The 25,914-nt window shown below is 57.6% G+C and carries 20 protein-coding genes; 10 read left to right on the top strand and 10 right to left on the bottom strand.

The window, feature by feature from the left end:
* Positions 1-423 precede the first annotated feature (423 nt).
* Entirely contained in the window at positions 424-687 is a 264-nt protein-coding gene (locus IVB18_RS38425) for a hypothetical protein (protein WP_247985448.1), read from the top strand.
* Between the two features lie 90 nt (positions 688-777).
* Here IVB18_RS38425 and IVB18_RS38420 read toward each other — a convergent pair whose 3' ends face one another.
* Positions 778-1,515: a metallophosphoesterase gene (locus tag IVB18_RS38420; protein ID WP_247985447.1), complete on the bottom strand. Its 738-nt coding sequence runs from the start codon at positions 1,513-1,515 to the stop codon at positions 778-780.
* Positions 1,516-2,202: 687 nt separating this feature from the next.
* Here IVB18_RS38420 and IVB18_RS38415 point away from each other — a divergent pair.
* A complete protein-coding gene (locus IVB18_RS38415) occupies positions 2,203-3,636 on the top strand; it encodes an undecaprenyl-phosphate glucose phosphotransferase (protein ID WP_247985446.1) in 1,434 nt (477 codons plus the stop codon).
* Positions 3,637-3,713: 77 nt separating this feature from the next.
* On the opposite strand, the gene IVB18_RS38410 is transcribed toward IVB18_RS38415, so the two are convergent.
* Positions 3,714-4,007 (bottom strand): hypothetical protein, encoded by a 294-nt coding sequence (locus IVB18_RS38410; RefSeq protein ID WP_247985445.1) that lies wholly within the window; start codon positions 4,005-4,007, stop codon positions 3,714-3,716.
* 499 nt (positions 4,008-4,506) lie between these two features.
* On the opposite strand from IVB18_RS38410, the gene IVB18_RS38405 reads away from it, so the two are divergent.
* On the top strand, positions 4,507-6,132 hold the full coding sequence (locus IVB18_RS38405; RefSeq protein ID WP_247991830.1) for an undecaprenyl-phosphate glucose phosphotransferase: 1,626 nt from the start codon (positions 4,507-4,509) through the stop codon (positions 6,130-6,132).
* Between the two features lie 129 nt (positions 6,133-6,261).
* Here IVB18_RS38405 and IVB18_RS38400 read toward each other — a convergent pair whose 3' ends face one another.
* The 6 genes from IVB18_RS38400 to IVB18_RS38375 form a co-directional block, all read right to left on the bottom strand.
* The gene (locus IVB18_RS38400; RefSeq protein WP_247985444.1) at positions 6,262-6,933 is read right to left on the bottom strand and encodes a hypothetical protein; all 672 of its coding nucleotides are present in this window, start codon (positions 6,931-6,933) and stop codon (positions 6,262-6,264) included.
* A gap of 53 nt (positions 6,934-6,986) precedes the next feature.
* The gene (locus IVB18_RS38395; RefSeq protein ID WP_247985443.1) at positions 6,987-8,237 is read right to left on the bottom strand and encodes a hypothetical protein; all 1,251 of its coding nucleotides are present in this window, start codon (positions 8,235-8,237) and stop codon (positions 6,987-6,989) included.
* A 265-nt stretch (positions 8,238-8,502) separates the two neighbouring features.
* Positions 8,503-9,183 (bottom strand): hypothetical protein, encoded by a 681-nt coding sequence (locus IVB18_RS38390; RefSeq protein WP_247985442.1) that lies wholly within the window; start codon positions 9,181-9,183, stop codon positions 8,503-8,505.
* Between the two features lie 302 nt (positions 9,184-9,485).
* Positions 9,486-11,906 carry a polysaccharide biosynthesis tyrosine autokinase gene (locus tag IVB18_RS38385; RefSeq protein WP_247985441.1) on the bottom strand — a complete coding sequence of 807 codons (2,421 nt, stop codon included), beginning with the start codon at positions 11,904-11,906 and terminating at the stop codon, positions 9,486-9,488.
* Positions 11,907-12,571: 665 nt separating this feature from the next.
* The gene (locus IVB18_RS38380; RefSeq protein ID WP_256476580.1) at positions 12,572-13,555 is read right to left on the bottom strand and encodes an NAD-dependent epimerase/dehydratase family protein; all 984 of its coding nucleotides are present in this window, start codon (positions 13,553-13,555) and stop codon (positions 12,572-12,574) included.
* Between the two features lie 430 nt (positions 13,556-13,985).
* On the bottom strand, positions 13,986-14,519 hold the full coding sequence (locus IVB18_RS38375) for a hypothetical protein (RefSeq protein ID WP_247985439.1): 534 nt from the start codon (positions 14,517-14,519) through the stop codon (positions 13,986-13,988).
* 166 nt (positions 14,520-14,685) lie between these two features.
* Between IVB18_RS38375 and IVB18_RS38370 the strand changes: the two genes are divergently transcribed.
* The gene (locus IVB18_RS38370) at positions 14,686-15,777 is read left to right on the top strand and encodes a glycosyltransferase family 2 protein (RefSeq protein WP_247985438.1); all 1,092 of its coding nucleotides are present in this window, start codon (positions 14,686-14,688) and stop codon (positions 15,775-15,777) included.
* Here the strand turns inward: IVB18_RS38370 and IVB18_RS38365 are convergent.
* Positions 15,767-17,083 carry a hypothetical protein gene (locus tag IVB18_RS38365; RefSeq protein WP_247985437.1) on the bottom strand — a complete coding sequence of 439 codons (1,317 nt, stop codon included), beginning with the start codon at positions 17,081-17,083 and terminating at the stop codon, positions 15,767-15,769. The genes IVB18_RS38370 and IVB18_RS38365 overlap by 11 nt on opposite strands.
* Positions 17,084-17,225: 142 nt before the next feature.
* Between IVB18_RS38365 and IVB18_RS38360 the strand changes: the two genes are divergently transcribed.
* From IVB18_RS38360 to IVB18_RS38335, 6 genes are all read left to right on the top strand, one after another.
* Entirely contained in the window at positions 17,226-18,353 is a 1,128-nt protein-coding gene (locus IVB18_RS38360) for an acyltransferase (RefSeq protein WP_247985436.1), read from the top strand.
* Positions 18,354-18,566: 213 nt separating this feature from the next.
* On the top strand, positions 18,567-19,913 hold the full coding sequence (locus IVB18_RS38355) for a glycoside hydrolase family 16 protein (protein ID WP_247985435.1): 1,347 nt from the start codon (positions 18,567-18,569) through the stop codon (positions 19,911-19,913).
* A 179-nt stretch (positions 19,914-20,092) separates the two neighbouring features.
* A complete protein-coding gene (locus IVB18_RS38350) occupies positions 20,093-21,193 on the top strand; it encodes a glycosyltransferase family 61 protein (RefSeq protein ID WP_247985434.1) in 1,101 nt (366 codons plus the stop codon).
* Positions 21,194-21,206: 13 nt separating this feature from the next.
* Positions 21,207-22,763, top strand: coding sequence for a lipopolysaccharide biosynthesis protein (locus IVB18_RS38345; protein WP_247991829.1), 1,557 nt, complete (start codon positions 21,207-21,209; stop codon positions 22,761-22,763).
* Positions 22,760-23,842, top strand: a complete 1,083-nt coding sequence (gmd, locus tag IVB18_RS38340; protein ID WP_247985433.1) for a GDP-mannose 4,6-dehydratase — start codon at positions 22,760-22,762, stop codon at positions 23,840-23,842. The genes IVB18_RS38345 and gmd overlap by 4 nt, the downstream gene beginning before the upstream one ends.
* Entirely contained in the window at positions 23,823-24,779 is a 957-nt protein-coding gene (locus IVB18_RS38335; protein WP_276581204.1) for a GDP-L-fucose synthase, read from the top strand. The genes gmd and IVB18_RS38335 overlap by 20 nt, the downstream gene beginning before the upstream one ends.
* Positions 24,780-24,864: 85 nt before the next feature.
* Here IVB18_RS38335 and IVB18_RS38330 read toward each other — a convergent pair whose 3' ends face one another.
* Complete coding sequence (locus tag IVB18_RS38330; protein WP_247985432.1) at positions 24,865-25,665, bottom strand: FkbM family methyltransferase; 801 nt, start codon at positions 25,663-25,665, stop codon at positions 24,865-24,867.
* Between the last annotated feature and the right edge of the window lie 249 nt (positions 25,666-25,914).

The following is a 25,914-nucleotide window of genomic DNA, read 5'->3' as shown; positions in this document are numbered from 1 at the left end:
TGGCTGCGAAATCCGTTTTTCCGGTGCGCGCAATCCGCCCCGGACGGAACAGACTTGAGAGCAACCTGCTCAGGTTAGGATCAGGCGTTGAGCAATCTTTCGGCGCCAAGATTCACCAAGAATCATGATGTCGACACACTACTCACTCTTGATGAGCAACCGCACTATTCAGGACGGGCTCCTATGGCTTCTGCATTTGTGTTCGCCTTGATCTTCTGCATCTTCTGCGCTGGTGTCATTTTACGCTATGCGCTGCGCACCTGGCGCCTCCAACGAACGACGACGATCGGGCCCTGCGGCACCTCAGGCCGCCCGGCCCGACCGATTCCCAACTCAACGTTCGGCCACGCCCGACGCGCCTTTTAGGCCTCGTCCAGCGTGCGAGCGGCACCTCGGTTCTCACGACAAGAGATGGTACAGGACATGACCGAGCCGAAGAAGGACGCTCCGCGACGGTATATCGTGGATGGCGCCGGACAGCGCGTCCTTGTCGGTCTGACGATTGCGGAGACGATCGAGTTCGAGACGTTGGACAATCCCGACGGCCGTCCCGGCGCTGACCATCGTATCGATCAGAACAAGCCTGGGCAGCGATGGCTGGAGCTTTACGCCAAGCATGAGCAAGCCTGGAGCAATTGGATGGCCGAAACGGCAGCACTGCGGGAAAAGCCGCTCGCGCTCAACTAGGTGACGCCGTTAGCTCGTGACCTCCGAACTCCACCCGTTCGTTTCGGGGGAACGATCTGCCTCACGAATCAGCGGACATTTCCTGGCTGTTCACACCGCGAGCATCCGGCTGCCTTGTATACTCATGAGGGTCAGATTGCCCGTCGCGTAGGCGCCGGTGTCGATGTTAACGCGGTTTGCCAGGATTTCGGCGGTACGGACCGGAGTGTGACCATGGACAATATACTTGCCGAACTGCTCTTGGCTCCGAAGGAACTCTTCGCGAATCCAGAGTAGATCGCTTTCTCTTTGCTCGGCTAAAGCTACGCCCGGACGAACGCCGGCGTGGACAAAGAAGAAGTCTCCACAGGTATAGCTAAGCCGCAGATCGTCGAGGAACTCCAGATGCTCGCCCGGCATTGCGCGGATCAAATCGCGCAGTATCGACACCGGGTCGTCGCGCTTCAGATCTGGCGGCGCGAGTCCATAGGACATGAGTGTCTGGGCGCCGCCGATGCGAATCCAGTCTTCGAACAAGGATGGCTCTTCGAACACTCTCACCAGAAATGCCTCGTGGTTTCCCTTGAGGAAAACTGCATTCCCCCGACGGCTCCGTTCGACCAAAATGTCGAGGGTGGAGCGCGTGTCCGGGCCGCGATCGATATAGTCGCCCATGAACACCTCTATCGCATAGCCCGGCCGGCTATTGGCGATGTCTGCATCGATGACCCGTAGCATTTGCTCGAGCAAGTGCGCGCAGCCGTGGATATCGGACATCGCGAAAATCCGAACCCCCTCCGGTAGCATCGGCTTATTCTTGGGCGGACGAGATCGGAAAAGAGAAAACATGAGGAGCCTAGGTCCAAAAAGCAGTTGACCGAGTTTTGGTGAGGAGGAGTGGGTTCGAGACCGGTCAAGATGTTACGCTGAAAAGTTCCCAGTGCGAGGTGCGCCTTCTATGAGATGCGCCTTCTATAGGGTCATCGTGAGGCGAACACGAGCACCGACTCCATGGCAGGCGATGCGGAAGTCCAGAGTTTCGGGAACCGAGTTTGTTCCCGCGGTGGCATCTTTTCTAGATCATTTTGTGGGCTCCGTTCGTCCCGGACAGGACCGCCAATTGAGAATTGCACAGAATACAATTGTAAGTTGCTCATGAATTTTGCACATACGTTGGAACTGAGCAAAGGAGCTACGCATACGCTTGTGCGATTGCTAACTAATATGGCACGGCATCAGTGCGTGAAAATATGGCCTACGATAAGTTTGCAATGATACCGCCGCGAGTACAGGCGCAGCGATGAGTCTTGAGGCTTACGATGCAAATCGCAGCGTATAACGCATCAAATAAATCGGCGTCGTCACACAACACATCCCTGCATCGCAAAAATCACGCGTGCAATGCCACAATATCGCTGCGATCAGTTAACACGATCTGCCGCGAAGGTCACAATCTTCAGGGTCGCGACGAGTATCCTGCGCTTCAGGGATTGCGTCTGCTCTTGGAAGCAATCTCAATCGACATGTAGAGGTTAAATGGCTGTAGCAACGTACGGTTCCGATGATGTCCAGCCAGTCGCGTCAGCGCGTGGCGCCGTTCTGCATCGCCCGTTTCAGGTCTTCATCATTGCGGGCGACTTCCTGCTGATCCTGCTTTGCTATGCCGCGGCTTCCCTGTTCTATAGCGGCATTGTCGCTTCCAGTGCTGACGGTGCGTCGATTGGTGCAGGACTAATCGTAGGCGTAGTGTTTGTTGCGATCGCCTATTTCCATGGAGTGTACGCGACACATCGATTGCTGAATCTCGTCTGGCAGTTGCGCAAAGCTGTCATCATTTGGCTCGCGTCACTGACGATTCTTGCCGTTGCGGCGTTTCTACTGAAGTCGACGGACAATCTCTCCCGCGGCACCATCATCGTCTTTGCCGCTGTCGGCGGCCTCGGATTGGTCAGTCTCCGCTTCGCTTGGCAGCTTGCACTCGGCACGAGCTTTGCGAAGGGGCGATTGGTGGATCGCAAGGTTGTGCTGCTTAGCTTAAAGCCGCTTGATTTCACCGCAACCCGGTTCAAGGACCTGCGCAGGAACGGGTTCGATGTCGTGCGCCACTTCGTGCTTGGCAGCGATAACGGCGACAGCGCGTGGGAGAAGCAGATTCGCGACGTCATCCGGCAGTCCGGCACGGCTGACGTCGACGAGTACCTTCTTGCAGTCGACTGGAATGAGCTCCCGATGTTGCCCAAACTTGGGCAACATCTACGCGCGGTACCCCAGCCGATTCGCGTGCTACCAGATAATTCGATCGCCGATCTCGTCTCGCGTCCGTTCTTGCCGGTCAGCGGCACGGTGGCGATCGAAATCCAGCGACCTCCGCTTACCGTGTTCGAGCGCCTGCAAAAGCGCTGTCTCGATGTAGGGGTAGCCTTGTTGGCGCTCGTCATACTTACACCACTGCTGCTGACAGTCGCCGTTCTGATCAAGCTCGGCTCGCCGGGAACTGCCATCTTCCGCCAGTCGCGCCGAGGGTTCAACGGCAAGCCCTTCGAGATCTGGAAATTTCGGACTATGACGGTCTGCGAAAACGGGCGGACGATTACCCAGGCCACCAAGCGGGATGCTCGGGTCACCAAGATCGGGCGTTTCCTTCGAATGACAAGCATCGATGAATTGCCACAGCTTTGGAACGTCTTGCGCGGCGACATGTCCTTGGTCGGGCCGCGCCCGCATGCGCTCGCCCATGACAATTACTATGACGAGATCATCAGCAACTACGTATACCGCCATCACATGAAGCCTGGCCTCACAGGCTGGGCTCAGGTCAATGGCTTCCGTGGCGAAACGCCGACCATCGACCTGATGGAAAAGCGAGTGGAATATGACGTCTGGTATGTGAGGAACTGGAGCATTTGGCTCGACCTTAAAATAATGGCGCGGACCGCATCCACTGTGCTGTTCCAGAAGGAGGCCTATTAGCGCCTGCATGAAGCCTATGGAGAAGCAACCACGATCGTCCGCAGTCTAACCTCGCATTAGGTCATTGCCCCGCGGTCCTAAGTCTCATGTCCCCGCGCCCTCTTCCAAAGTCGCACGATTGCATCACGTAGTGCGATCAGCGGAGAGGCGAGGACAAAAAAGGCTGCCATTGCAAGTGATACGAAGGCATGGCGAAGGGAGGATGGTTCGTCGTGATCGAACCGGTCTTGATGCTTGTCGATCGGCACCGGCGCAAGAGACTTTCCCGACGCGTCGAGTCGAGAGCGTGACTTGCAGGCAGGAACCACAATCAGCACGAACAGAACGTTGAGCAGCAGCCACACGCTCAATATGATAAGTATCTTCAGCATCAGTCTTACCGAAAAAGCAGGATTGAGAGAGGGTCAAGAATTCCTCGGAGCCTCGGAAGGAAAGGGGGCATCGCCGATTAGGGGGTCGGCCGGCTCGTTCCGGCGCTCTGGAACGAAGAGGTCACGAGAACTTTTATGTGAGTTGCGCCACGGCTACCTTTATCAATTCGGGCAAAAGTCGGCTACGGCAACAATCGTCGTTTGTGGATTCCGGGCAACTACGGCCTGCGATTGACGCGACGAGTCACGCCTTCGGGCGGAAGCGCTTGGCCGCACGGAGCCGCTCGCTTGGGGCGCTCAGGCCTCAAGGCGGAGCACAATATCGTCAGAAACAGCCGACGAACGATGTCGGCGCAACAGCTCTAGGGCCCTCAACACGCACGCATTCAGGCCCGCATGGCCACGGTGGGAGCATTCGCTCGATACGAATTGATTGATTGCGCCTGCGATCGAACCAGCGGCTCATAATTGCAGTGCAAGGAACGAGTCAATTTTGTTGGTGCGGCGCCACAATGTCGCTGTTTTTGGCAAGCAACTTCCGTTTGCAGCCCGCGCGAATCCAAGCTTGGATCGCATCAGTTTGATGCAGGCCATTTCGCGTTGTTCTCGCCCTTTTCGCCCCAAATTCGTTGTGTTTATTCGCTTTTGGGTTCGTGCGGCTATCGCCGTTGAAGTGAAGGGATTCGAGATGCCTGCAACCACGTACGGCTCAGATAATCTCCGCGTATCGACGTCGAACCGCGGCAGCCCACTGCAGAGACCGTTTCAGCTTTTCATCATCGCGGGTGACTTCCTGCTCATCCTGCTGAGCTGCAGGGCTGCGAGCGCGCTCTATCGCCAGTTCATGAACTTGCCGATCGATCCGGATGCTTGGATCGGTGCTGGAGTCATAGTCGGCATTGTGTTCATCATGGCCGCTTATTTTCAGAGCGCCTATGATAGCCACAGATTGTCGAATACGCTCTGGCAAACTCGCAAGCTCCTCGGCGCCTGGCTGTTCGCGCTCGCGACGCTCGCCGTCCTCGCCTTCCTGCTGAAGTCGGCGTCCGACCTATCCCGCGGGACAATCATCCTGTTCGCAGTGTTGGGAGCGGTCGCGCTCATCACGCACCGCGTGATCTGGCGCTACTGCCTGTCGTCGGCCTTCGCCAAGGAGCGGTTGCTCGACCGCAAGGTCATCCTGCTCAGCCTAGCGCCGCTGGATTTCACCTCCAACCGCTTCAAGGATCTTCGCAAGCACGGTTTTGATGTCGTGCGTCACTTCGTGCTCAACGCGGAAATGGACCAGGACGACAAGGTCTGGAATCAGCAGATCTCGGATGTGATCCGGCAATCGCGCGCCGCCAACGTTGACGAGTACCTGGTGGCAATCGACTGGAACGAGCTGCCAATGCTGCGGAAGCTCAGCCAGCATCTGCGGATGGTTCCGCAGCCGATTCGCCTTTTGCCCGATTTAACGATCGCGGATCTAGTTTCGCGGCCGTTTCTGCCGGTCAGCGGAACCATTGCTATTGAGTTTCAGAGGCCACCCCTGACGCTCCTCGAACGGCTTCAGAAGCGCTGTCTCGACGTTGGCTTTGCGTCCTTCGCCCTTCTGATGCTGGCGCCGCTCATCATCACGGCCGCGATCCTGATAAAATTGGATACGCCGGGTCCGATCGTCCTTCGGCAGTCGCGTCGCGGCTTCAAAGGCAAGCCGTTCGAGATATGGAAGTTCCGCAGCGTGCGCGTGACCGAGAACGGCTTCGCGATCACGCAGGCCACGAGGCACGACTCGCGGGTCACTCGAGTCGGACGCTTCTTGCGCAAGACCAGCATTGACGAGCTGCCCCAGCTCTGGAACGTGCTGCGAGGCGAGATGTCCCTGGTCGGACCGCGCCCGCACGCGCTGGCCCACGACAGCTACTACGACCAGCTAATCAGCAAATACGTCTGCCGCCATCACATGAAACCCGGCCTGACCGGCTGGGCCCAGGTCAACGGCTTGCGGGGCGAGACGCCCACTGTCGATCTGATGGAGAAGCGCGTCGAGTGCGACGTCTGGTATGCGAGCAACTGGAGCATGTGGCTCGACATCCGGATTATTTTTCGGACCGCAGCAGCGCTGATGTATCAGGAAGCCTAGGTCCAGATAGGATTGCGACGGGCATTTATTGCAGGTTACCCGGCTTGGGCTGCGGTTGCGAGGGTGAACAGCTTCAGGAGGTTGTGGGCGGTGCAGACCACGGCCCACTCACCACACTGCTCACTGCACTCAACCGCGCAGCGTCGCAAGGAACGAGGCATCGATCGATTCAATAGCGTCTTCCAGGAAAGCCTTGCCAAGGTTTGATGCCCGCCGATAAGCCGACACGAGTGCCCATTTCGACTCAGGCCGGCGGTTCAAGATAAGCCGAACGTCGTTGCGTACCAGCTCCTTGACGTCTGGAATAGCAAGCGCATCGAAGCGGCTCGCGATGTCGATCCGCACTGGCATCAACCGCATGTCGTTTGGCGCAATAAAGTACGCCATCTTTAACGCCTCAACCACGACTGGGTCGTACGGGTCGCGCTGGGCTCGAAGCAGCGCCAGCGCCAACCAGAGTTCAGGATTGTAAGGCGAGATTGATAGTGTCCGGCTGACTCTGTCGACGGCATCGGCGTGCCCTGTCGATCGTACGGTCGCCGGCTTTTGCTGGCCTGACTGGATCGCCTGCAGCGCGGCGATCAACGCATGATTGCTCTCCAGCTCCGATCTGAAAGGAGAGAGTGTTATCAGCAGCGAGGGCACGTCACCAGTCCAGCGCGAGCTGATCCTGGATGCATCGGCAGGAAATGTCGCGCGCTCCAACGCCGTCACCTCCGCTATAGCCGAGACGATCGCGTGGGATCCGATGATCAGCGCCAACGCAGTCAGAAGAATGCGAAATCTGCTCGAGGAGGTCATTTCTGATCGACTAACTTGTTGTAAAGACAAACTTATGGCGCGGGCATGCTCCCCTACTGGTTGGCGCCGCTGGTCCGACCCGCAGATTGTGCAAGTCCAAGTCCGACCATCACCAACAGGAGGGTCTGGATCGTGCGGCTTGATAGGCTTGAATCGAGGAAGCTCTCGCAAAGTGCAACCAGAACGCCGGCGGCGGCCGCGGCCGCGAAGAAAAAATCGCGCCCTCGCCGAACGGCGCCGCGAAAGGTAACGAAGAAGAGGTGGGCGGCGAAGCTTGCCAGAATCACGATCGCAAATCGTCCCGACTCAATAGCGACCAAGATCGCGGTGGAAGGAGGTACCGCCGACGCTGTGGCGCCAAACTCCTGATAGGCTACCGAAGTCAGCCCAAATGTTCCGACGCCGTTTCCCAACATCGGTGCATCAAAGAGCAGGTGTTCTGCCGGTGCAACTGCTTCCGGAGGGAGGCTTACGAAACCGAGGAGACCCAAACCAGCGGATCGCGAGTGCGGCACCGCCATGAGCCAGGCGACAGTTGCAACGACTGAAAACAAAATTGCCGATGGCCAGGAGCGAAATCCCAAACGGCGGACAGCGGCGATGAAAACGAGGACAGTGAGCCCCCAGCCAGTGACGGCCAACAAAGCGCCCCGTTCCAGGGCCGACATTGCGGCAAATGCCACGGCCATTCCGAATAGTCCGGAAAGAACCCCGACCCACAACTGGGTCGATGCCAGATTGCGGATGTCCTGTTGGTGCAGGTGGCGTTCGAGTGCCCTGGCAACGAGCGCGCCGTTTGCCAAAATTGCCAAAGCGGCTGCTGCGGGAAACGGGCTCGTAGCCGTGCCTGTTGCGGGAATCGTGCCGGCGAACAAATCAAGTCGGCCGAGCAGGACTTCGACCGACATGAAAGTCGTTACCACGCATAATACGATCAGGATGGTTTCGGCCCTTTGGCGATCCTTGGCGATGATGACGGTCGACACCAGCAGGGCCACGTCGACCAGATAATGAAACAGGCTTTGCAACGTCGCGCCGGGATCCACGCTGATGCGACCCGGTAGCGATGGCTGGTTCAATGCGATCGAAGTCGCCGACCAGATGGGGTTTGCGAGCAAAAAAGTGGGCATCGGAGAAAGTTGCAAAGCCATCCAAATGGCCGGAAGCAGGAAAACCGGCAAAAATTGCTTCAGCGACTGCGCGGCAGATGCGTCAGCTTCCGATCCTCTTACCGCAATGATCAACATCGCGGCAGTAATAAGCGCAACCACGTGCTGTGCAAAGATGCCGTTTGCATTTGCCAAGATCGGAGTCGCAGCCAACAATGCGATTAGAAGGCAATGAGCAATCGATAAACCGTGAGACTTTGAAGCCGGAAGTGAGTTCATTGTGACTAAGGGCGGGCGTTGCTGGCTATCGCATAGCCGAACATGCGACGCCAACGCCGTCTTGCTGACCGCGATGATTGTTGACAGTGTGATTCATCACCAGTCCGCGGCACGCAAATCTGGTCGAACGCAGTCAGTTTGCGGGGATTGACCGGCATGAAAGTTCTGGTCGTCGGCTGAATCATCGAGCGTGGCAGTTGTGCTGCAAGTAACCCAGAGCCGTAGCCAGCCCTGCGATCGGCACCGCTCCACGGATAGCAGTCGGCGTGGCCCCGATTTCGACCGAAAGTTCGTTTGCGTTCTGCCAGTCAATGGTAGCAAGATTCGCGGCGTCTGCGGGCAGTAGCAGTGCCAAGCCGCCCTGGATCACGGATGCTTGGAACTCTGTACGCCTTTCTCCTGCGATCAGCGCCACGTTCGGTCGCGTCGAGCGGGACAGTGGTTCGAGAACGATGAGCAGAACTTCGATACCGTCCTGCCCGCATTGCAGGTTCAAGCCTGCAAGGCGCGTATCCGACTTGGCGCTATCGACGACATGCATCACTGAGATGGCATCGGCGCCGCCGTCAGGATTTTTACTTTTCACCAATCGCCATCCGCCCTCCAGTTGGGTCGATTGGCTACCGGACTGGACCTGCCTGAAGGCCTCTTCGTCACAACGTCGACGCTGTTCGGCGCTGACGCCCGATGCGCAATTCAGAATGCCCGGACGCGGCGGCTCGGCTCGGCTGGAACCATCGATTAGGACCAAGAGACCAGCGCAGAACACGATGACCCGCATGGTCATAAACGCAGACGTAAGCCCCGCTAGAGCCAAATTCTTCATGTCGTACTCGACGGCCAGATCAAAAACATGGTTCATTGCACCGTATAACTTTGTCGCCGCTGGGGCGGAATTGCCAGACAGGGCATTCGGCTCCATGCCGTGAACGGTCACCTGCGGACCAATGGGGTTCGCAAACCCGCCCGCGCATTGGCTGATTTAAGACGGGCTCGACGCCGTGGTCGCGCCCGCTCTATTGCGAGGACGAACAAATCCACATCGAAGCCCTCTTCTTGATTAGGTTTGCTGCTCAAGCCCGGCGGGGCCGATCCGATCTGGTCAGTCCACATCCGATCCGGCCGCCGTGGAACCACCCTCCACGTCCAGATGAACCCTTTATGTCAATCGACGTAACCATACCTCTTGTAGTATCGATTACGATAGTAGGCTCCGCCGTACGTATCGTAGCGGCTCATCACCGACACGTTCACTTTGTTAAGAACCGCACCGAGCATGCGCTCGCGCACAATCGGCGTTTCACTTAGCACCCGCTCGACGATATCCACTTTCGACTTCGCCCATTCGATGACGAGTATATAGGAATTGGCCAGCCCTCCAGTCGCCCGAACGTCGACGACCGGCGCCAGCGGGCTAAGATCGAGAACGATTCGATCATAGTGTTGGCGCAGCTGTTGGAACAGATGTTCCATCTGCTGGGACGCCAGCAGGTCGCTCGAATTCGAGAAGCGCGATGTAACGGCACAAGGAAGAAAATGCAGATTTGTCTGCGGGTCGATCCAGACCACATCCTTCCAGTCGGCTTGGCCGACGACGACGTGGATCAAGCCAAGCTGCGCAGCCGGCGTAAGTCTCGCGGTGAGGCTTGGATTGCGAATATCGCCGTCGATCAGCAGTGTGCGGCAGCCGCTTTGGGCAAGCGTCTGTGCCAGCGCTTCGCTGATGGTCGACTTGCCCTCGTTGGGAAGGGCGGAGGTAATTCCCAGGACCTTGTTGGACGCTGAGCCGTAATTTGCAAGATCGCTGGCCAGCTTGATTGATCGAAAACCCTCTGCGAAGCGCGAAAATGGGGCGTTGATCACGTAACGCCCGACGCTCTCCTCGGTCGAAAGCAAACGCTCGCGATGGGGTTGCGGGTGGCTAGGGCCCGGCTCCGCCCCCTGGAGTGGCAACGTCGTGCCGCGACCGCCGTATCTCGGTGGCGGCGCCTGCTGCGGTTTTGGCTTGCCGCGTTTGCCGAACCGCCAGGCCGCTTTGCTAGGCTGCGTAGAGGTAGCGTTGACGGCACCTTGCTCTATGACCGGAATTGAAGCGAGACAGCTTGTGTGCACGAACTGTTCGACTTGAGAAGCGGTTCGGAAGACGCGATCCATCATGTCGAGCAGGACTGCGACGACACCCGCAAGAATCGATCCGCCCACGAACGCTGCAAGCAGGATGAGTGTCGTCTTCGGCGACGTCTTGTTTGGAAGATTCGACGCGGCCTGGGTGATCACCCTCGCTTCGGTAATGGGAAACGACTGCTGCTGAACCGAGACCATGTACAACTGGAGGAAGTTGTCAGACAACGCGCGGGCGCTCTGCGCGTTGCTTTCCAGATCCCTCAGGACGATTTGCGCTTGGCCGGTATTGTTCGACACCGCGATGGTATCATTCAAGCTCTTCTGGCTTGACTCTTCGCGTGACTTGGCGATTTCAAGGTCGCTCTTGTACACCTCGGCCGTACGTCGCAGTTCGTCAATGATCGAGCGTCGGATTTCGCGCATCTGGTTGCGCAGATTGACGACGGCCAGATGGGTTGATCCATACCGGTTCGACCAATCCGCCTGCTTGGCCGCGTACTCGAGATAGGTCTGGCGCAATTTGGTGATCACCGGGTTGGCCATCGTCTCGCTCACGGTCGCCAAGTCGTTCAGAATGACCTTTGAATCCTCGTTGTCCGCATTCAATATCGCTGTGATGCGTTCGAGCTTGGCCTGTGCCTCGGCACGCTGGCTACGAGCAGTTGTCAGCGAAGTGTTGATTTCGGCGAGTTGCTGCTCGGTGAGCAGTCGCCCGCCTGCGTCGATGATATTGTTTTTGGCCTTGAAGTCGGCGACGGTCCGTTCGGCGGTGGACGCCTGCGACCGCAGTTCCTTCAATCGGTCCTGCAGCCAGACCGCCGCGCGCCTAGAGGCCTGATATTTCGACTCTAGCGAGTCCACGATATAGTCGTCGGCGACCGCGTTGGCGATCTGCGCGGCCTGCTCCTGCGATAACGCCTGAAAGGAGATCTCAATAACATAGCTCACGCCGACCCGCTTGATGCTGAGGCCGTTTGCAAAGCGAGCGAGAGCTCCGCGCAGCAGTTGTTCTTGCGTCGGAGGCTTCGATTCGGAAAATAATCCGGAAATCGTGTTGCTGATGGTGCTGAGCACTCCGGCGCCGTCGCTCATAAACTCTGACGACTCCACAAGCTTCAGGTCCTTGATGACCTTGGAAGCGATCGCTTCGGACTTGAGGAGTTCGACCTGACTATCGACCATCGCCGAGTCGATAGGGTTGTCGGTGCCGGTTGTCTGCGCCTGCGTCTGCAGGCCCTGCATTTTGCGGCTATCGATCATCAGGATAGCGGTTCCGGTATATCGTTTTGGTGCCGTGAACACGTAGACTCCGGCAAGACAGATGCACAGGAGCAGCGTGAAAATCATCACGGGATACTGCCGGCTGACCAGCGCAAGCGCAGAAGAGATCGTCTGCTCCAGCGACGGGGCCTCGGGCGCAGTGGATTCGATCTCACGAGATGTGATTTTGGTTTGAAGCATCCGCCTCGCCTACGTGAACGTGTTGTAGATTGCAACGCGTGGCAGCAGGCTCGCCTTGCCGCCGCACTGAATCCGTGAACGTGTAAAGTGCCGCTTCCAACGGCCTAACGTCAGCAAGAGTTCGACACGGCGGATACAGTGGTCGAGGTCGCAGCGGTCGAGAGTTGACCGACGCCGCCGACACTATCGGTGGAACAGCCAGACAGATTGTTTGAGTAATTGAGGGCTAAGGAATTTTCGGCAACGCCGCCGGGTGCCATTGCCGGTTCCGCTCGCCGCAAAATCGTCATAATGCGCATCTCCGCCAACCCGCCTAGGACCGCGACTTTCAGGATGAAGACAATTTGCACCGCTTTAGAAGGTCATCTTTCGCTGATCTGCTGGATAGGGATCGACCTGATCCCGTACCGAGCAGATGGAACAACGCGGACGAACCAATAAATTCTGCAATGCAATATCGGCCTGAGTGTGGCCGATGGCGAGCAGGTGGATCGAAAACCGCAATGGAAACGCATCCTGTCTCAGCCTTCCGATCGAGCGCGAACGGCACGACTGCGGGGGGAGCCCGTTTTCGGTGCATCCGCTGCGATGGCGAGCATCGGTTGCGAAGCTCCACTGGTGAATTGAATTTGCCCGGATGCTGGAAAAGTCAAGCGGTCGAGTTCTCAATCAAAATCCTTGATGGAGGATTCCTGTTTCCATTCCGCAAGCGAGCTTGCCAGGTCGTAATCGAATCTGAACCCGCTTGCGACCAGCCGCTTCGGCAATATGTTAGTAGAAAACCACAACTTCCTGATCCGGTCGCGATTTATGCCGGTCTTGATGCCGACAGCGTGCAGTATCTCGAATGGAAGTACCGCCAGATTCATCAGCCATATCGGAATGGTTATCGTTGGCTTGGCGTAATCGGCGGCTTGAGAGAAGGCAGAGCAAATCTCGCCGATGGTGTAACGGTGCTCGTAGCAGAAATTGTAGATCGAGAGGCTGTCGTTGCGGAGCGCCATGAACAACATAGACGAGACCAGATCCTTCACGTAGCCGCACGACTTGATCGTGTCGGTTCGGCCGGGATAGATGAAGGCCCGCCTCTCGAGAAGCCTCGACAATCGCGTGAAATTGCCCCGCTCGTAGCGTCCGTAGATCACGGCGGGGCGAACGATCGTGAGCCGCCTGTCCGGGGCCTCCGACTGCCACAGGCGATGGATCGCTTCGGCCGAGAATTTGGAGCGTCCATAGGCGCTGACCGGCGCCGGCGTCGCGTCCTCGTCGAGCGGGGCTTCGGTCGGGCCGTAGATTGATATCGAGCTGGTGAAGATGACATTCCGGCTGCCCGTCTCCTTCGCAAATCGGCAGACGTTCAACGCGCCGAGCACGTTTGTATAGTAATAGTCACCCTCCGGGTGACCCGGAGTGACGTGGATCGCAGCCAGGTTGAAGATGTCGGCAGGCATTCCGCCCCCGAGCTTCGGATCGATCGGCTCACGGACGTCATGATGGACATATTCGACGCCATCGACCTGCGCCCTCGGCTTGCCGATATCGACCGAGACGATCCGGTTATAGCTCCTGGAAACGACCAAACGCGTCATCAGATGTGTACCGATGAAGCCTGCGCCTCCGAATACGATAGCCTGGGTAGGATTGGACATGAGCTCGAGGGTCAACGTGAGTGAGGATACTGAATCAAGTGCGAAGAATTTCGGTCCGGGCGTAATCGACTGAGCGAAGGAGATCGATGAGTTGCACTACGTTCCGCTGCAAGAGCTGTGCCTGCAAAGAGCACGATCGCTTTGACGTGCAGAGCGTTTGCTGGGTGCCGAAAGGTTCCCGCTGCTGCACATAAGCGGACAATCGGGACAGCAGTTGGTTGGTCATCCGTTGATCATGCGGCGATAACATGATTGTGACCCGTAGTGCGTGTGATATTCTCGAGATCATCGTTCCGCCAGAGTCATCGACAAATGCCGCGATGGCTGGCAGCATGAGGTGGACAAAAGGGCGCGTCCGCGAGTTGCTCGCATATTGCTCGTAAGAGTTTGATTGCAATCCAGCTACGGCCGCTCGTCTGCATCGGCGAGCTCAATAGAGCTCGCGATACTCAAATTGAAAGCTGGTTGACCCAGCCGCGACGCCCAGCGCCCTCTGCAGCTTCTGGTAGCCTGCGAGCGGAACGACGATGCAATCGGAGCTGCCAGCATAGCAAACCTGAACCCGGATCGATTCGCCGCAAATGTTTTGAACCAGAACTATTTGGTCGATGATCTTAGGATTCATAGCTTGCGGGTGCGTCAACGGATTGACCGATATGCAAAGCTTCCCGTCCGGCGTCTTGTGATTTGGAGCGTAAGTGCCTTCCATGGGCCGGATTGAACTCGAAGGCCGAGTCGAAATGCCGGAGCCGCCATACATCGGTGGAGATGTGCGGCCGTAGCCGGAAAGTTGTGCATCGGCCGTCGTTGTGAGCAGCGATGAAACGACCGCCACGCATATCGCCACGAAACCATCTGAGCTCGTCGATCGGTCGTCACACATCGTCACTACATATCTCCACTGCTCGTTCTGCATGGATAGCGTTGCAGTTGCGGCAACAGAATGACGAACAAATTGTTCCATCGATCGCAAGCGATCGAAACCTGCCTCTTCCTTTGCGATGGAAAACCCGTGCTAGAGAGTGCACCATTCGTAGATGGAGTGTCTGGTCATTGAACATCTGTCGAATATGATACTGTGTCGGCAGTCATATGATGAGTATCCTCAACGCGAGTATTCCCGGCGTCCAATGCTGAAGCAGACACCAAGTCACACTGTGGTGCGGGGCGCTGAATTGGCGAGCGTTTCCGTCATCATTCCGAATCACAACTACGCCGCTTACGTGGGATCTGCGATCCGCAGCGCGCTGGATATTCGATGGCCGAAAGTGGAAGTGATCGTCGTTGATGACGGTTCGACGGACAATTCGCTTGACGTCATCAACGAATTTGCAGACGAGGTCGCGATCATCAGTCAGGCGAACGCTGGGCAGATGCCGTCTTGTGTGAACGGCTTTCGCAGATCCTCTGGCGACGTCATCATATTTCTCGACTCGGACGATGCCCTGCATCCCGATGTGATGACGGAGATTGCATCCGTCTGGTCGAAGGCCGCGAGCAAATATCAGTTTCAGATGCGCGTTATCGACGCAAGGGGGCAGCCGACTGGAAATGTCCTGCCGCAGTTCTTCTCCCGTCCAGCCTCGGAGGACATCCGCAAGTGGATGACGACGACCGGTGCCTATCCGACGCCGCCCGGGTCGGGAAATGCCTATCCGAGATGGTTTGTCCAGCGTGTTTTCGGCTTTGAATCCGACTTTGTCGACCGGGCGCCGGACAGTTATCTTCTGGCGGCCGCCCCCGCGTGTGGCCATATCGTGACGATTACCAAGCCCTTGGCAGATTATCGCGTGCATGGCCTCAATCACGGGGCCTTCCTTCAACTGGACGATACCCGTTTTGCGAGAGAGATCGACCTCACGCGGCGGCGCTACAAATTCTTTGCCGAGATCGCGAGCACCGAAAAACTACCGGTGGCGCCCGATGCGCTCAACAGAAATGTCATATTTCTTTGTTTGCGGACGGCGTCGTTCAAGCTGCGGCCAGATCTCCATCCAATCGCCCAGGACAGCTCATTGCGCGTCGCTGTCGACGCGCTTCGGGCCGTTGCGACTCCGCAAGGGTTCTCGATATCCCAGCGCATATCGTTGCTGGGCTGGATTTTGTGCGTACTGATCAGTCCGCGGTACTTTCGACGTGCCCTGGTGAGTTTGCGATACGTACCTGCCCAGCGGCCGAAATGGTTGCGCGCTTTGCTCGGTCTATTCCGCGTCATTCGATGATCGGGGCAGCGCTGGACTGCATCCGTTGGACGGAAGCTGGACGGCGGATCGACCTCAGGCGGGCGCTTGGCGGCTGCGACCATACGCACAGCATTGCCATCATGATCAGAAATGGAGCCATGGCGAGGTTGCCGCCGCCGAGCTGATAGCAAGCCAGCATCGTCAATGCGAGCATAGAGTTGTCTTTCCGGAATATCGAGAAGACGAGATAAAACAGGAAAATTATAAGCCCGATAATTCCGTAATCTGCGACGAGTTTGAGAACGGGATTCCCGCTGCCGCCAAAGTAGGCAGGCGACCGCTCCAATCCGCCAGGCCCGGAGCCGATAAGCACTCTGTCGGTCTGAAAGAGATAGTTCCAGGTCTGTAGTTGTGCGACGTAGCGTGCATAGCCGCTCGACTTGGTTGAACTGAATTCATCCAACCTATTGACGATTGGATCGAAGGGTTCCGGCGCAACGAGGTAGGCAGTTCCGATCATCAAGACAGCGATCGCTCCAATGGCGATAACGCGCAGCGATTTGAGCGGAGCAATCAGGGGATAGACGCCGAGGGACACGGCGAGCACCAAGAGGCCCGATCCGGATCGGGTCAGGACGTATGAGATGGCGTACAGCGGAAGATAGCTAAATCGCCGCAAAAGGAAGACATCGACGATTACACCTATAGCGAGCAATTGGGATAGCGCTCCGGGCTCCATCGGGAAAAACCCGTTCGCGCGTCGATTCAAGGACCCATAAAATTCCACCGCATTTTGATTGTACGCAGACTCAACGAGGACCGGATCAAGCGCCGGGATTGCATCCTTGAACGAGAAGATGCGTATGCCGCCGAACTGGAGGACAATCTGAACGATTGCCAGAACGGCGCACAAGCGAACATAGAACAAGAAAGTGGGAAGGACAGCCTCGTTCGAGAATCTTGTTGAGGGTCCGAATAGGAAGATCGAATTCGTGACAAGAACCATCGCAAGCGACGCCGGGCTGGTCTCCACACCGCGATCAGGAGATTCGGCCGCGGCGACTGCGCTGACGAGAAACCAGACGACGACAAGTCCGAACGCGAGAGTCTGTGGCAGGCGAAGGCGCACAAGGCCAACCCACCATCCCCACGTGACGAGCGCAAAGAATCCGAACAGCGAAAAGAAGATCTGTCCGGTTCCTACGAGGAGTCCGAAGCGCTGCATGCAAATGCACAGAATGAAGGCGATATGCGCGAAAATGACGCTGTTGCTCTCGTCACTTGACGCTGCTGCAGCGCGCTTGTTAGACGAGCTTCTGGCTGGGAATGTATCGAGGCTCACCATGTTCGGACTCGTCGATTCCTGTTTCTTGGCGCCTCGGTTGGTAGTGTCCGCTTGGGCGGCGCGGGACAACAATCGCGATCGACCTTGGTCTCGCTCGTGAGGCTGTTAAACCCTCTATACTGGAGCCGGTAGCAACTTCCACATGGAACACGACACGAGCGCAAAATTTAACCCTTACGTTCATGGTGGCAGAGGTTTGTTTTGCCTCATGGTATTCGTCTATCACGTTGTTCATTCCGGACTCCCGACGTTCGAATGGTTTGCCAGGGGGGTGTTGGGAGAAGCGCTGCAGACCGGAAAGTTCGGTGTCGAGTTTTTTTTCGGCATCAGCGGAATCGTCATTCTGCCAAGCCTGTATCGGGCATCCTCGGTCGTGACCTTTATCCTTGACCGCTATGCGAGGATTCTACCGGTCCTCTGGGCGACGGTGATCGCGATTGCGATTTTCGGCTGGCTTTCAGGAAAGGGTCAAAGTCTGCTGCTGGTGGGCGCAAATCTGTTGGCTCCGCCTCCATTTATTGACGTCATTCAAATCAATCCTGCTGCGTGGTCGCTCGGATACGAATTCCTGTTCTATGGCGTATGCGCCGTCGTCTTCCTGATCAGCGGCTTCAGTCGGCCGCTGGCGTTGGCACTGGCCGCCGGTTCTCTGATCTTCGTCGTGTACTACCCCCGCGCGCTCCTAATGATCGGCGGCGTGCTTGTTGCGGAGAAGTATCTATCGTCGACGTTATTGCAATCCTTGGCGAAATACCCGGCTATCTTCTTCGTGCTGTTCTTGACTGTCTGGAGAGGCCTCGAGCTTGCCAGCGCAACGGATTACGTGGGCTTTGTCACGCCGGCGCATCTCTCATTCCATGACTGGATCTCTGCTTTTCCATTTGTCGTTCTTGGTGGCGTCTTTGGGACCATTTTCCTGCTGGGCATGTCCCGCGGAAACGGTCCGTTCGGAAGAACGCTCCGTTGGCCGGTCATGCAGTGGTTGGGGACGATCAGCTTCAGTTTTTATCTCTGGCCGCCGCTCGTCATGGCCGGGGTCAAGCTAATCATGTATCGAACTGGTGTGGTCGATGCGTTGGGCCACGGGTCGCAACTGGTGTTCTTCCTGGTCTCGCTTCCGCCGTCGCTTATCGTTGCAACGATCAGCCATCGGTTCCTTGAAGTAAAGGCGACGGGAAAGATACGAAAACGGATTGATAGGGTCTCGAAGGTGAAGCCGGCAGTCCGGCCGATCATGGAGGACGCGACAGCGCTCAAGGAGGGAACCTGATCGGGGGAGCAGTCAAATGTTCTTGAGTGGTCGACAAGTCATCGCCTCAAAACGATCGCAAGTTGAACATCTGCTCGGGAAAAAGCAGCAGGGCCGTGTGCTTGAGCGTGCCGGCTCGCGACGTGGCAGCGTCACCGTTGCCATAGTCTTTGCGCATTGGACCGGCACAGCGTCCCCGCCGGAGCCAACAGCCGAACCGAAAGGATCTCGATGATGATCGCAGTCGCGCGCAGGCAAGCCCTTTGTGTTGCCTCGATAGTTCTTGCGCTCGGATCGGCAACGCCGGTGTGGTGCGCCGGCTGGGAGCTGGTGTTTTCGGATGAGTTCAATGGCGACAAGCTTGATCGAACCAAATGGGCGACCCGGTACATCTACAACAACGAAACGATGGACCGGTTCAACGACGAAAAGCAGCGCTACCGCGACAACCACGTGGTGTCCGGAGGTGTCCTGAGTCTGACTGCAAAAAAGAATGAGGCGTCGGACACGTTCGATTCCGCGATGATCCGAAGCCACCAGACATTCTATTACGGCTACTATGAGGCGCGGGTCTTTCTTCCGAATGCGCGGGGATCGTGGCCGGCATTCTGGCTCGAAGCCGATTACGACATCGATGGAAAATTTTGGCATCCACCGGAGATCGACATTTTCGAGTACGTCATCAACGGCGTGGAAGACAAGCCGAACATGCTGCACTCGAACGCCATGAGCAAGGACAAGTGGACGCCGCAGTCCTACACCTATTTGGACAACTCGTTCGTGCTCAGGTTTCAGGACATGGTCAGCAAGGAGGACCTGAACAAGGATTGGCATATTGCCGGTTTCGTTTGGGCGCCTGACCGCATTTCGTTCTTCTGGGACGGCCGCCTCATCTACACGCGCACGTACCAGTGGCTCAGGAAGGACGACCAACTGGGGCCGCCGGCGCATATCGATTTTAATTTCGCTGTCGGCGGAGCGGCTTGGGCAGGCCGGCACGGGGTCGATGACGCGGCTTTCCCGCAGACGTTCAAGATCGACTACGTTCGTGTGTGCCAGTTCACAACGTCCGAGCGGGGAGGCCGGAAATGTGGTCCGAGCGACGTGACACCCGATCCGAATGATTTTGGATATACGGCAGCGCTCAACGATATGCCGAAGCCGACATTCCTCAACGTCACGAAGGCGGTAGCGGACAAGAAGCCGAATGCAGGGGTATTGTCGCTGAACACGACCGATCCGCTCAAGATCGAAGTTCCGATCAAGATTCCGGATGACTATCCAACAAATCGAACGCTTCACGTATACGTCTTCGATGAAACGACCGGCGCCATCATCGCATCGGCGAAGAAGCCGCTGCAACCGGTCTCTCGCAAGGAAGGGGAAGATGGCGCCAGTCTAGTCGAATTTGCGCTGCCGGCCGTGCCGCGCGAGGGAAACTACCTGCTGGGCAGCAAACTGACGGCTGACGTTGCGGGCGAGGTTGGCCCCAAAGAAGTCCCCGTTGCCTGCGACACTACGCTGATCCAACCAAAAAAAGCCCGATCTTGCCGTCTATTGTCGCTGCATGTGGGACGCTGATCGGGAAGGGTGGTTCTGGCCCAAGTACAACTCGTCGTGATCTGGATCAGGCCGAGTAGCGCTGGTTCCGATCGGCACGCTGTCCGATGTCGGTCTGAGTTTTGCTTTGGCTGTGGCAGGTGAGCCCCCGTCGTGCGGGCTTACCTGCCACAGTCGGTGTCTTGCAAAGGTAATCGTCCATGAACTCCAAGGTTCGGGCCGTCAGGCAAATCCTCCGTGGTGCATTGCGCGGCAGCCCGAGCCGGCTCTGCGATCATCGCACGTGGCGAAGCGAACATCCGCACACCTGGCTGACTGCAGTCGAAGAAGAGGTGCTTGCGCGGAGGGCGCCGATTCGATTCGGCAGCCGCGACGCAGGGTTCGGTGAAAGCGTTGACAATAGAATGCCTGAGCTGGGCGTTCTCAGCCTGAACAATGCCCGCATCCTCGGTCCGGACGGTTGGCTCGTGACGGAGGATGGATCGCTGCTCTACGAGAGCACCTGGTACGGATCGTCTTTCTCGCGCCATCCAAGATCAATTGCCTACGGGACACCGCTGCCGCTGAGCGGCACCTGTCTCTCGCTGGCGAGCGATTTCGCCGGAGGGAACTATGGGCACTTCCTCCTCGATTGCCTGGGACGCCTGGCGCTTTTCCAGAACAGTGGCCTGTCGCTCGATGATGTGGATTATATCTATTTGCCCAAACCGACGTCCGAAACAGCAGCCAAACTCGTTCGCCGGCTTGGAATTCCAATGCACAAGTGCGTGTGGGCAGGCCAGGACGATATCCAGGCCGATCTCGTGATCGGCACTTCGTTTCCGGGCTTGCGGCGGAACTATGCGCCGTGGCTCACTGAGTTCTTCCGCTCGCAGGTAGCCAAGTCGCCGCTTCGTCACGACGGGCGCGTATACGTTCCGCGCAAAGGGCAAAGGAAGGTCGCCAACGAAGAAGAGCTGATGCCTGCGCTGAAAAAGTTCGGGTTCCAGATCTACGACTTTGATGATGTCGAGGATGAAGCGACGTTTTTCTCGGAATGCTCGATTGTCGTTGGCCCACATGGTGCAGGCCTGACAAATCTCGTATTCTGCCCACCGGGAACAAAGGTCCTTGAGCTGATACCCTCAGACCACGTGCATCCCTACTACTACACGATCGCAACATCCGCCGGCGCGGAATATTCTTACATTGTGGGGCCCAGCAAGGGAACGCGCCCGCAGGGCGCGTTTGGACCAAGTCCATTCGATTTCGAGGTTGCGCCTGACGTCTTCGAGCGCGCACTGGAAACCATCTGTCAATGAACGAGCATTGAAAATGGTCGCTGCTGGTGCGCATGCGGGGCTTCCTTTGTCGAAAAATTCAATCGCCATCGGAGCTGCCTGGATCGGCGTGAGCCGGCTGGTAGTCGCCAGTCTCGGCTTCCTGAACACGCTCATATTGGCGAGAATGCTCACGCCGGAAGATTTCGGCCTGGTTGCCGTCGCGACGGCCATCATTGCTATCCTGACGTCGATGACCGAACTGTCCCTGACATCGGCGCTCATTCACCACAAGGATCCAACTGAAGACCAATTCCACGCCGCGTGGACGTTGAGCTTGGCTCGCGCTTGCTTGCTCGCACTCTTGCTGTCGTTGCTCGCTTATCCGGTGTCGTTGTCCTACGGCGATGGCCGTTTGGTTCCGATCCTGTTGGTCCTGAGCTGCTCGATTGCGATATCCGGTCTTCGAAATCCGATGCTCGCAATGATGCAGCGGCAACTCGTCTTCTGGCAGGAATTCGTGACGAGCATCAGCCGGGCGCTCGCAACCATTCTGGTCTCCTCCGGGATCGCCATTTGCTTCAAGAGCTATTGGGCGCTGATCGCCGGGGCCGTCGCCGCCAATCTCGTCGACGTCGTCGCCTCCTATTTGATCCGGCCGTTCCGGCCAAAATTCCGGATAAAGGGCAGTCGCTCCCTGTGGTCGTTCTCTGTGTGGCTATCACTCGGACAGGCCGTCAGCACGCTGAATTGGCGTTTCGACCAGATCATCATCGGATATTTTCTCGGGAAATCCGCCCTGGGCGGATATGTGCTGGGCAGCGACCTGGCCGCCACACCGACAAGAGAAGCCACAAACCCGCTTGCAGGAACGCTGTTTCCCGCGTTCGTCAAGCTGAGGGACGACAAAGCCGCCCTGCAGCGAGCTTATCTGTCGGCGCAATCAATGCTGTGTGCGATCGCCTTTCCGGCGGGGTTCGGCTTCGCGCTGATCGCCGACCAGTTCGTGCCGCTTGCTCTGGGTAAGGCCTGGGCAGGCGCGACGATCGTGATCCAGCTTCTCGGTGGCGCAATTGCGTTGCACACACTCAGCGCGACCGTCCAGCCCCTTGGTCTGGCTCTTGGGCAGACCCGCAGATTATTTCATCGCGACGTTGCGATCCTGATCGTGAGGCTGCCTATCATCGTTGCCGGCTTGTGGGTAGGAGGGATACTTGGCCTGCTTGTCGCTCGCGTGGCGGTTACGCTCGGCGGTATCGTATACAACATGGTCCTCGTCCGCGAACTGATCGACACTTCGGTCTCCCGGCAATTTCTCGTGAATCTGAGGACCGTTCTGTCCACCTGCACGATGATCATTGCCGGTCTTCTGACCAATTGGGCTTTCGTCACATTTTTTGGCCATGAGTCTCACGTCTATGCTCGATTGATCGCTGTAGTTCTCGTGAGCGCTCTTGCCTATGTCGGGTCACTGTTTGGAGTCTGGCGAGCGGCAGGCTCGCCGACTGGGCCCGAGCTTGAGATCCTGCGAATCCTCGTCGCAATCGCCAACAGGTTTGGGAAACTGGGAAAATCGTCAATGACAACCGCGCAGCCGGGTGAGCAATTATGAATGAAAGGTCGAAGCGCCGCGTCGCGCTGATTACGGGTATCACTGGTCAGGACGGTGCCTATCTCGCCGAGTATCTGCTCGGCCTGGGCTACACCGTCCACGGCATCAAGCGGCGATCGTCGTCATTCAACACCGCCCGTGTCGATCATCTCTATCAGGATCCGCATGCTGGCAACGTGCCGTTCCTGATGCATTACGGCGACATGACGGATTCAACGAATCTGATCCGCCTGATGCAGCAGATCCGGCCGACCGAGGTCTACAATCTGGCCGCGCAGAGCCACGTCGCGGTCAGTTTCGAGAGCCCGGAATACACCGCGAACGCGGATGCGATCGGAACGCTGCGGTTGTTGGAAGCGATCCGGATTCTCGGCATGGAGATGGAGACGCGGTTTTACCAGGCGTCCACCTCCGAGCTCTACGGCCTCGTGCAGGAAGTGCCGCAGAAGGAGACGACGCCATTCTATCCGCGTTCGCCTTACGGCGTCGCAAAATTGTACGGCTACTGGATTACGGTGAACTACCGTGAGGCCTACGGCATGTATGCTTGCAACGGCATCCTGTTCAACCACGAGAGCCCGATCCGCGGCGAAACCTTCGTCACCCGCAAGATCACGCGCGGCGTCGCCCGCATCGAGACGGGCCTCGAAGAAATGCTCTATCTCGGCAATATCGAGGCCAAGCGCGACTGGGGCCATGCCAGGGATTATGTCGAAGGCATGCACATGATCTTGCAGGCCGACGGGCCCGACGATTTCGTGCTGGCAACCGGGGAGACCCGCTCGGTGCGCGAGTTCGTGGAGCTCGCCTTTGCCGAAGTCGGCCGCAGTGTCGAATGGCGGGGCAAGGGCGTCGAGGAAACCGGCATCGACAAGAAGTCAGGCAAGATCGTGGTGCGGATCGACCCGACCTATTTCCGTCCCACCGAGGTCGATCTCTTGATCGGCGATCCCAGCAAGGCGCGCGAGAAGCTCGGCTGGAAACCCAGGACCCCGTTCGCGCAACTGGTCAAGGAAATGATGGCGGGCGATTTGCTCGAGGCCAGGCGAGAGGTTGCCAATGGTAAGCACTCCGTTTGAACTGGCCGGTAAGACCGTCTTCGTTGCCGGCCATCGCGGCATGGTTGGCGCCGCGCTGGTGCGGCGGCTGGCAGTGGAAAATGTCGAGCTGCTGACGGTGTCGCGGAGCGAGGTCGACCTGCGCGACCAGACCGCTGTCGACAAATGGTTCGCTGCAAAGCGTCCGCAGGCAGTGTTCCTTGCTGCCGCCAAAGTCGGTGGCATCGTCGCCAACAACACGCTGCGCGCCGAGTTCCTCTACGATAATCTGGCGATCGCAACCAACGTCATTCACGCAGCGCACGTCAATCGATGCGAGAAGCTGATGTTCTTCGGCTCATCCTGTATCTATCCCAAACTCGCAGCCCAGCCGCTGCGCGAAGAGTCGATGCTGACCGGCCCGCTGGAGCCGACCAACGAGCCTTACGCGATCGCCAAGATCGCGGGCATCAAGATGATCGAGGCGTATCGCAGCCAGTACGGATCAAACTTCATTAGCGTGATGCCGACCAATCTTTACGGTCGCGGCGACAATTATCATCCCGAATACAGCCACGTCGTCGCGGCGTTGATCTGCCGCTTCCACGAGGCCAAGATGTCGGGGGCGAAGAACGTCGAGGTGTGGGGCACCGGCACGCCGCGGCGCGAATTTCTCTTCGTCGGCGATCTGGCGGACGCCTGCATCCACCTGATGAAGACCTATTCGAGCGGCGAGCTCGTCAATATCGGCACCGGCGAGGACATCACGATCGCCGAATTCGCTCGCGTGGTCGCGGCGATCGTCGGCTATTCTGGCGAGATCAGCTATGACACCTCGCGCCCCGACGGCACCCCGCGCAAATTGCTCGACGTCAGCCGGTTGGCGAAACTGGGTTGGCGGGCCAAGACCTCACTCGGGGATGGGCTCAAGCTGGCCTATCAGGCGTATCTCAGCGAAAACGCGCAGGCGGCGGAGTAGGGAGCGCTACCGCTTTGTTGTGCGGGCCAACGGTCGCTTGAACGCGCGCCCGTTGTCGGCGGTTGGCGCGATTGCATCGGAGCGATCACTCCGGGGCGAACCAGCAGTTCGGCAGCGCGACGTCGTCTCTGTCTGTGACGTTTCTCCTGTCGAGGTCGTGAGGAAACCTTTTCGCAGGCGTCCGACGAGAAACGCGATCCTTGCGCAAGAACGAGAATTCCATGATCGGCGGGACCTTGAAGTCCCTGTATTCGATCGGTTTGAAGTAATTATTCGGATGGATGTGTACGACGTCGAAGTGCTTGGTGATCTTCTTGAAAACGGCTCCGATGAGTTTGAGACCGATGGGATTGAGAAGTCTGTCCAAGGAATGGAACTCGATAATCATGATCCTGAAGCGGTTCAGGTAGTCTGAGCTCGTTTCGATGAGAACCTCGTATTCGCCGCCCTCAATATCCATCTGGAGAATGAGGTCGCCGGTCTGAGGGCCCTTTCTCGACATCCAATTCTCTAAAGTCATGAACTTGGCGTTGTTTTCGTTCCCGAGGAATTTCTTTTCGAAATCCAGCAGGTCATTCTGGATCGCGGGTGCATCCACTGAGAAGTCGGCTAGGAAACATGGTATGCCGCGTTTGGATAGCCCGAGCTCGAAATCAGAGACGTTGTAAACGCCCGGGGAAAAGCAACCGACGCATCCATCTAGGTCGTCCGGAACCAAATAGCCACCGTCAGCCAGTCCGCCCAGTCGAATCAAGTTCTTGTCCGTTGCCACAGGGAAGAGGTCCCGGAAGTACTCCCTGAGCTCCTCCTCCTTTGAGGTGCCGGATATCATAAGGTCGTTATCGAGCAGGCGTGACTTCACATAGTCCTTCAACAAACCAATCATGCGGTTGACTCCGAGCTCGCTAACGCGTCCGGGTGCCGCTTGCTGCAAGAAGCGGCACTCCGGGTAGGTACGTTGCCTATGTTCGCTGCGATGGACACATTTGCCTGCCTTAAGACTTCAATAGATTCGATTTTTGTCATGAATATGTGCGGTGCTATCGGTAGTCGGCAGCGTTGCCGACACTGCCTTTGGCTGCTAAGCGGATCTATCCGTTCCCTGGAATCTGATCTGTTCCGCGCCGGCGAGGGA

The sequence above is a fragment of the Bradyrhizobium sp. 186 genome (assembly GCF_023101685.1).
GTDB lineage: Bacteria > Pseudomonadota > Alphaproteobacteria > Rhizobiales > Xanthobacteraceae > Bradyrhizobium.
This window is presented reverse-complemented; position numbering and strand designations above follow the sequence as displayed.

Bases quoted from the DNA above. Each gene is read 5' to 3' on its own strand.
- IVB18_RS38425 (WP_247985448.1), top strand. From the start codon at position 424: ATGACCGAGCCGAAGAAGGACGCTCCGCGACGGTATATCGTGGATGGC.
- IVB18_RS38420 (WP_247985447.1), bottom strand. From the start codon at position 1,515: ATGTTTTCTCTTTTCCGATCTCGTCCGCCCAAGAATAAGCCGATGCTA.
- IVB18_RS38415 (WP_247985446.1), top strand. From the start codon at position 2,203: ATGGCTGTAGCAACGTACGGTTCCGATGATGTCCAGCCAGTCGCGTCA.
- IVB18_RS38410 (WP_247985445.1), bottom strand. From the start codon at position 4,007: ATGCTGAAGATACTTATCATATTGAGCGTGTGGCTGCTGCTCAACGTT.
- IVB18_RS38400 (WP_247985444.1), bottom strand. From the start codon at position 6,933: ATGACCTCCTCGAGCAGATTTCGCATTCTTCTGACTGCGTTGGCGCTG.
- IVB18_RS38390 (WP_247985442.1), bottom strand. From the start codon at position 9,183: ATGAACCATGTTTTTGATCTGGCCGTCGAGTACGACATGAAGAATTTG.
- IVB18_RS38385 (WP_247985441.1), bottom strand. From the start codon at position 11,906: ATGCTTCAAACCAAAATCACATCTCGTGAGATCGAATCCACTGCGCCC.
- IVB18_RS38380 (WP_256476580.1), bottom strand. From the start codon at position 13,555: ATGTCCAATCCTACCCAGGCTATCGTATTCGGAGGCGCAGGCTTCATC.
- IVB18_RS38375 (WP_247985439.1), bottom strand. From the start codon at position 14,519: ATGGAACAATTTGTTCGTCATTCTGTTGCCGCAACTGCAACGCTATCC.
- IVB18_RS38370 (WP_247985438.1), top strand. From the start codon at position 14,686: ATGCTGAAGCAGACACCAAGTCACACTGTGGTGCGGGGCGCTGAATTG.
- IVB18_RS38365 (WP_247985437.1), bottom strand. From the start codon at position 17,083: ATGGTGAGCCTCGATACATTCCCAGCCAGAAGCTCGTCTAACAAGCGC.
- IVB18_RS38360 (WP_247985436.1), top strand. From the start codon at position 17,226: ATGGAACACGACACGAGCGCAAAATTTAACCCTTACGTTCATGGTGGC.
- IVB18_RS38355 (WP_247985435.1), top strand. From the start codon at position 18,567: ATGATCGCAGTCGCGCGCAGGCAAGCCCTTTGTGTTGCCTCGATAGTT.
- IVB18_RS38350 (WP_247985434.1), top strand. From the start codon at position 20,093: ATGAACTCCAAGGTTCGGGCCGTCAGGCAAATCCTCCGTGGTGCATTG.
- IVB18_RS38345 (WP_247991829.1), top strand. From the start codon at position 21,207: ATGGTCGCTGCTGGTGCGCATGCGGGGCTTCCTTTGTCGAAAAATTCA.
- gmd (WP_247985433.1), top strand. From the start codon at position 22,760: ATGAATGAAAGGTCGAAGCGCCGCGTCGCGCTGATTACGGGTATCACT.
- IVB18_RS38335 (WP_276581204.1), top strand. From the start codon at position 23,823: ATGGTAAGCACTCCGTTTGAACTGGCCGGTAAGACCGTCTTCGTTGCC.
- IVB18_RS38330 (WP_247985432.1), bottom strand. From the start codon at position 25,665: ATGATTGGTTTGTTGAAGGACTATGTGAAGTCACGCCTGCTCGATAAC.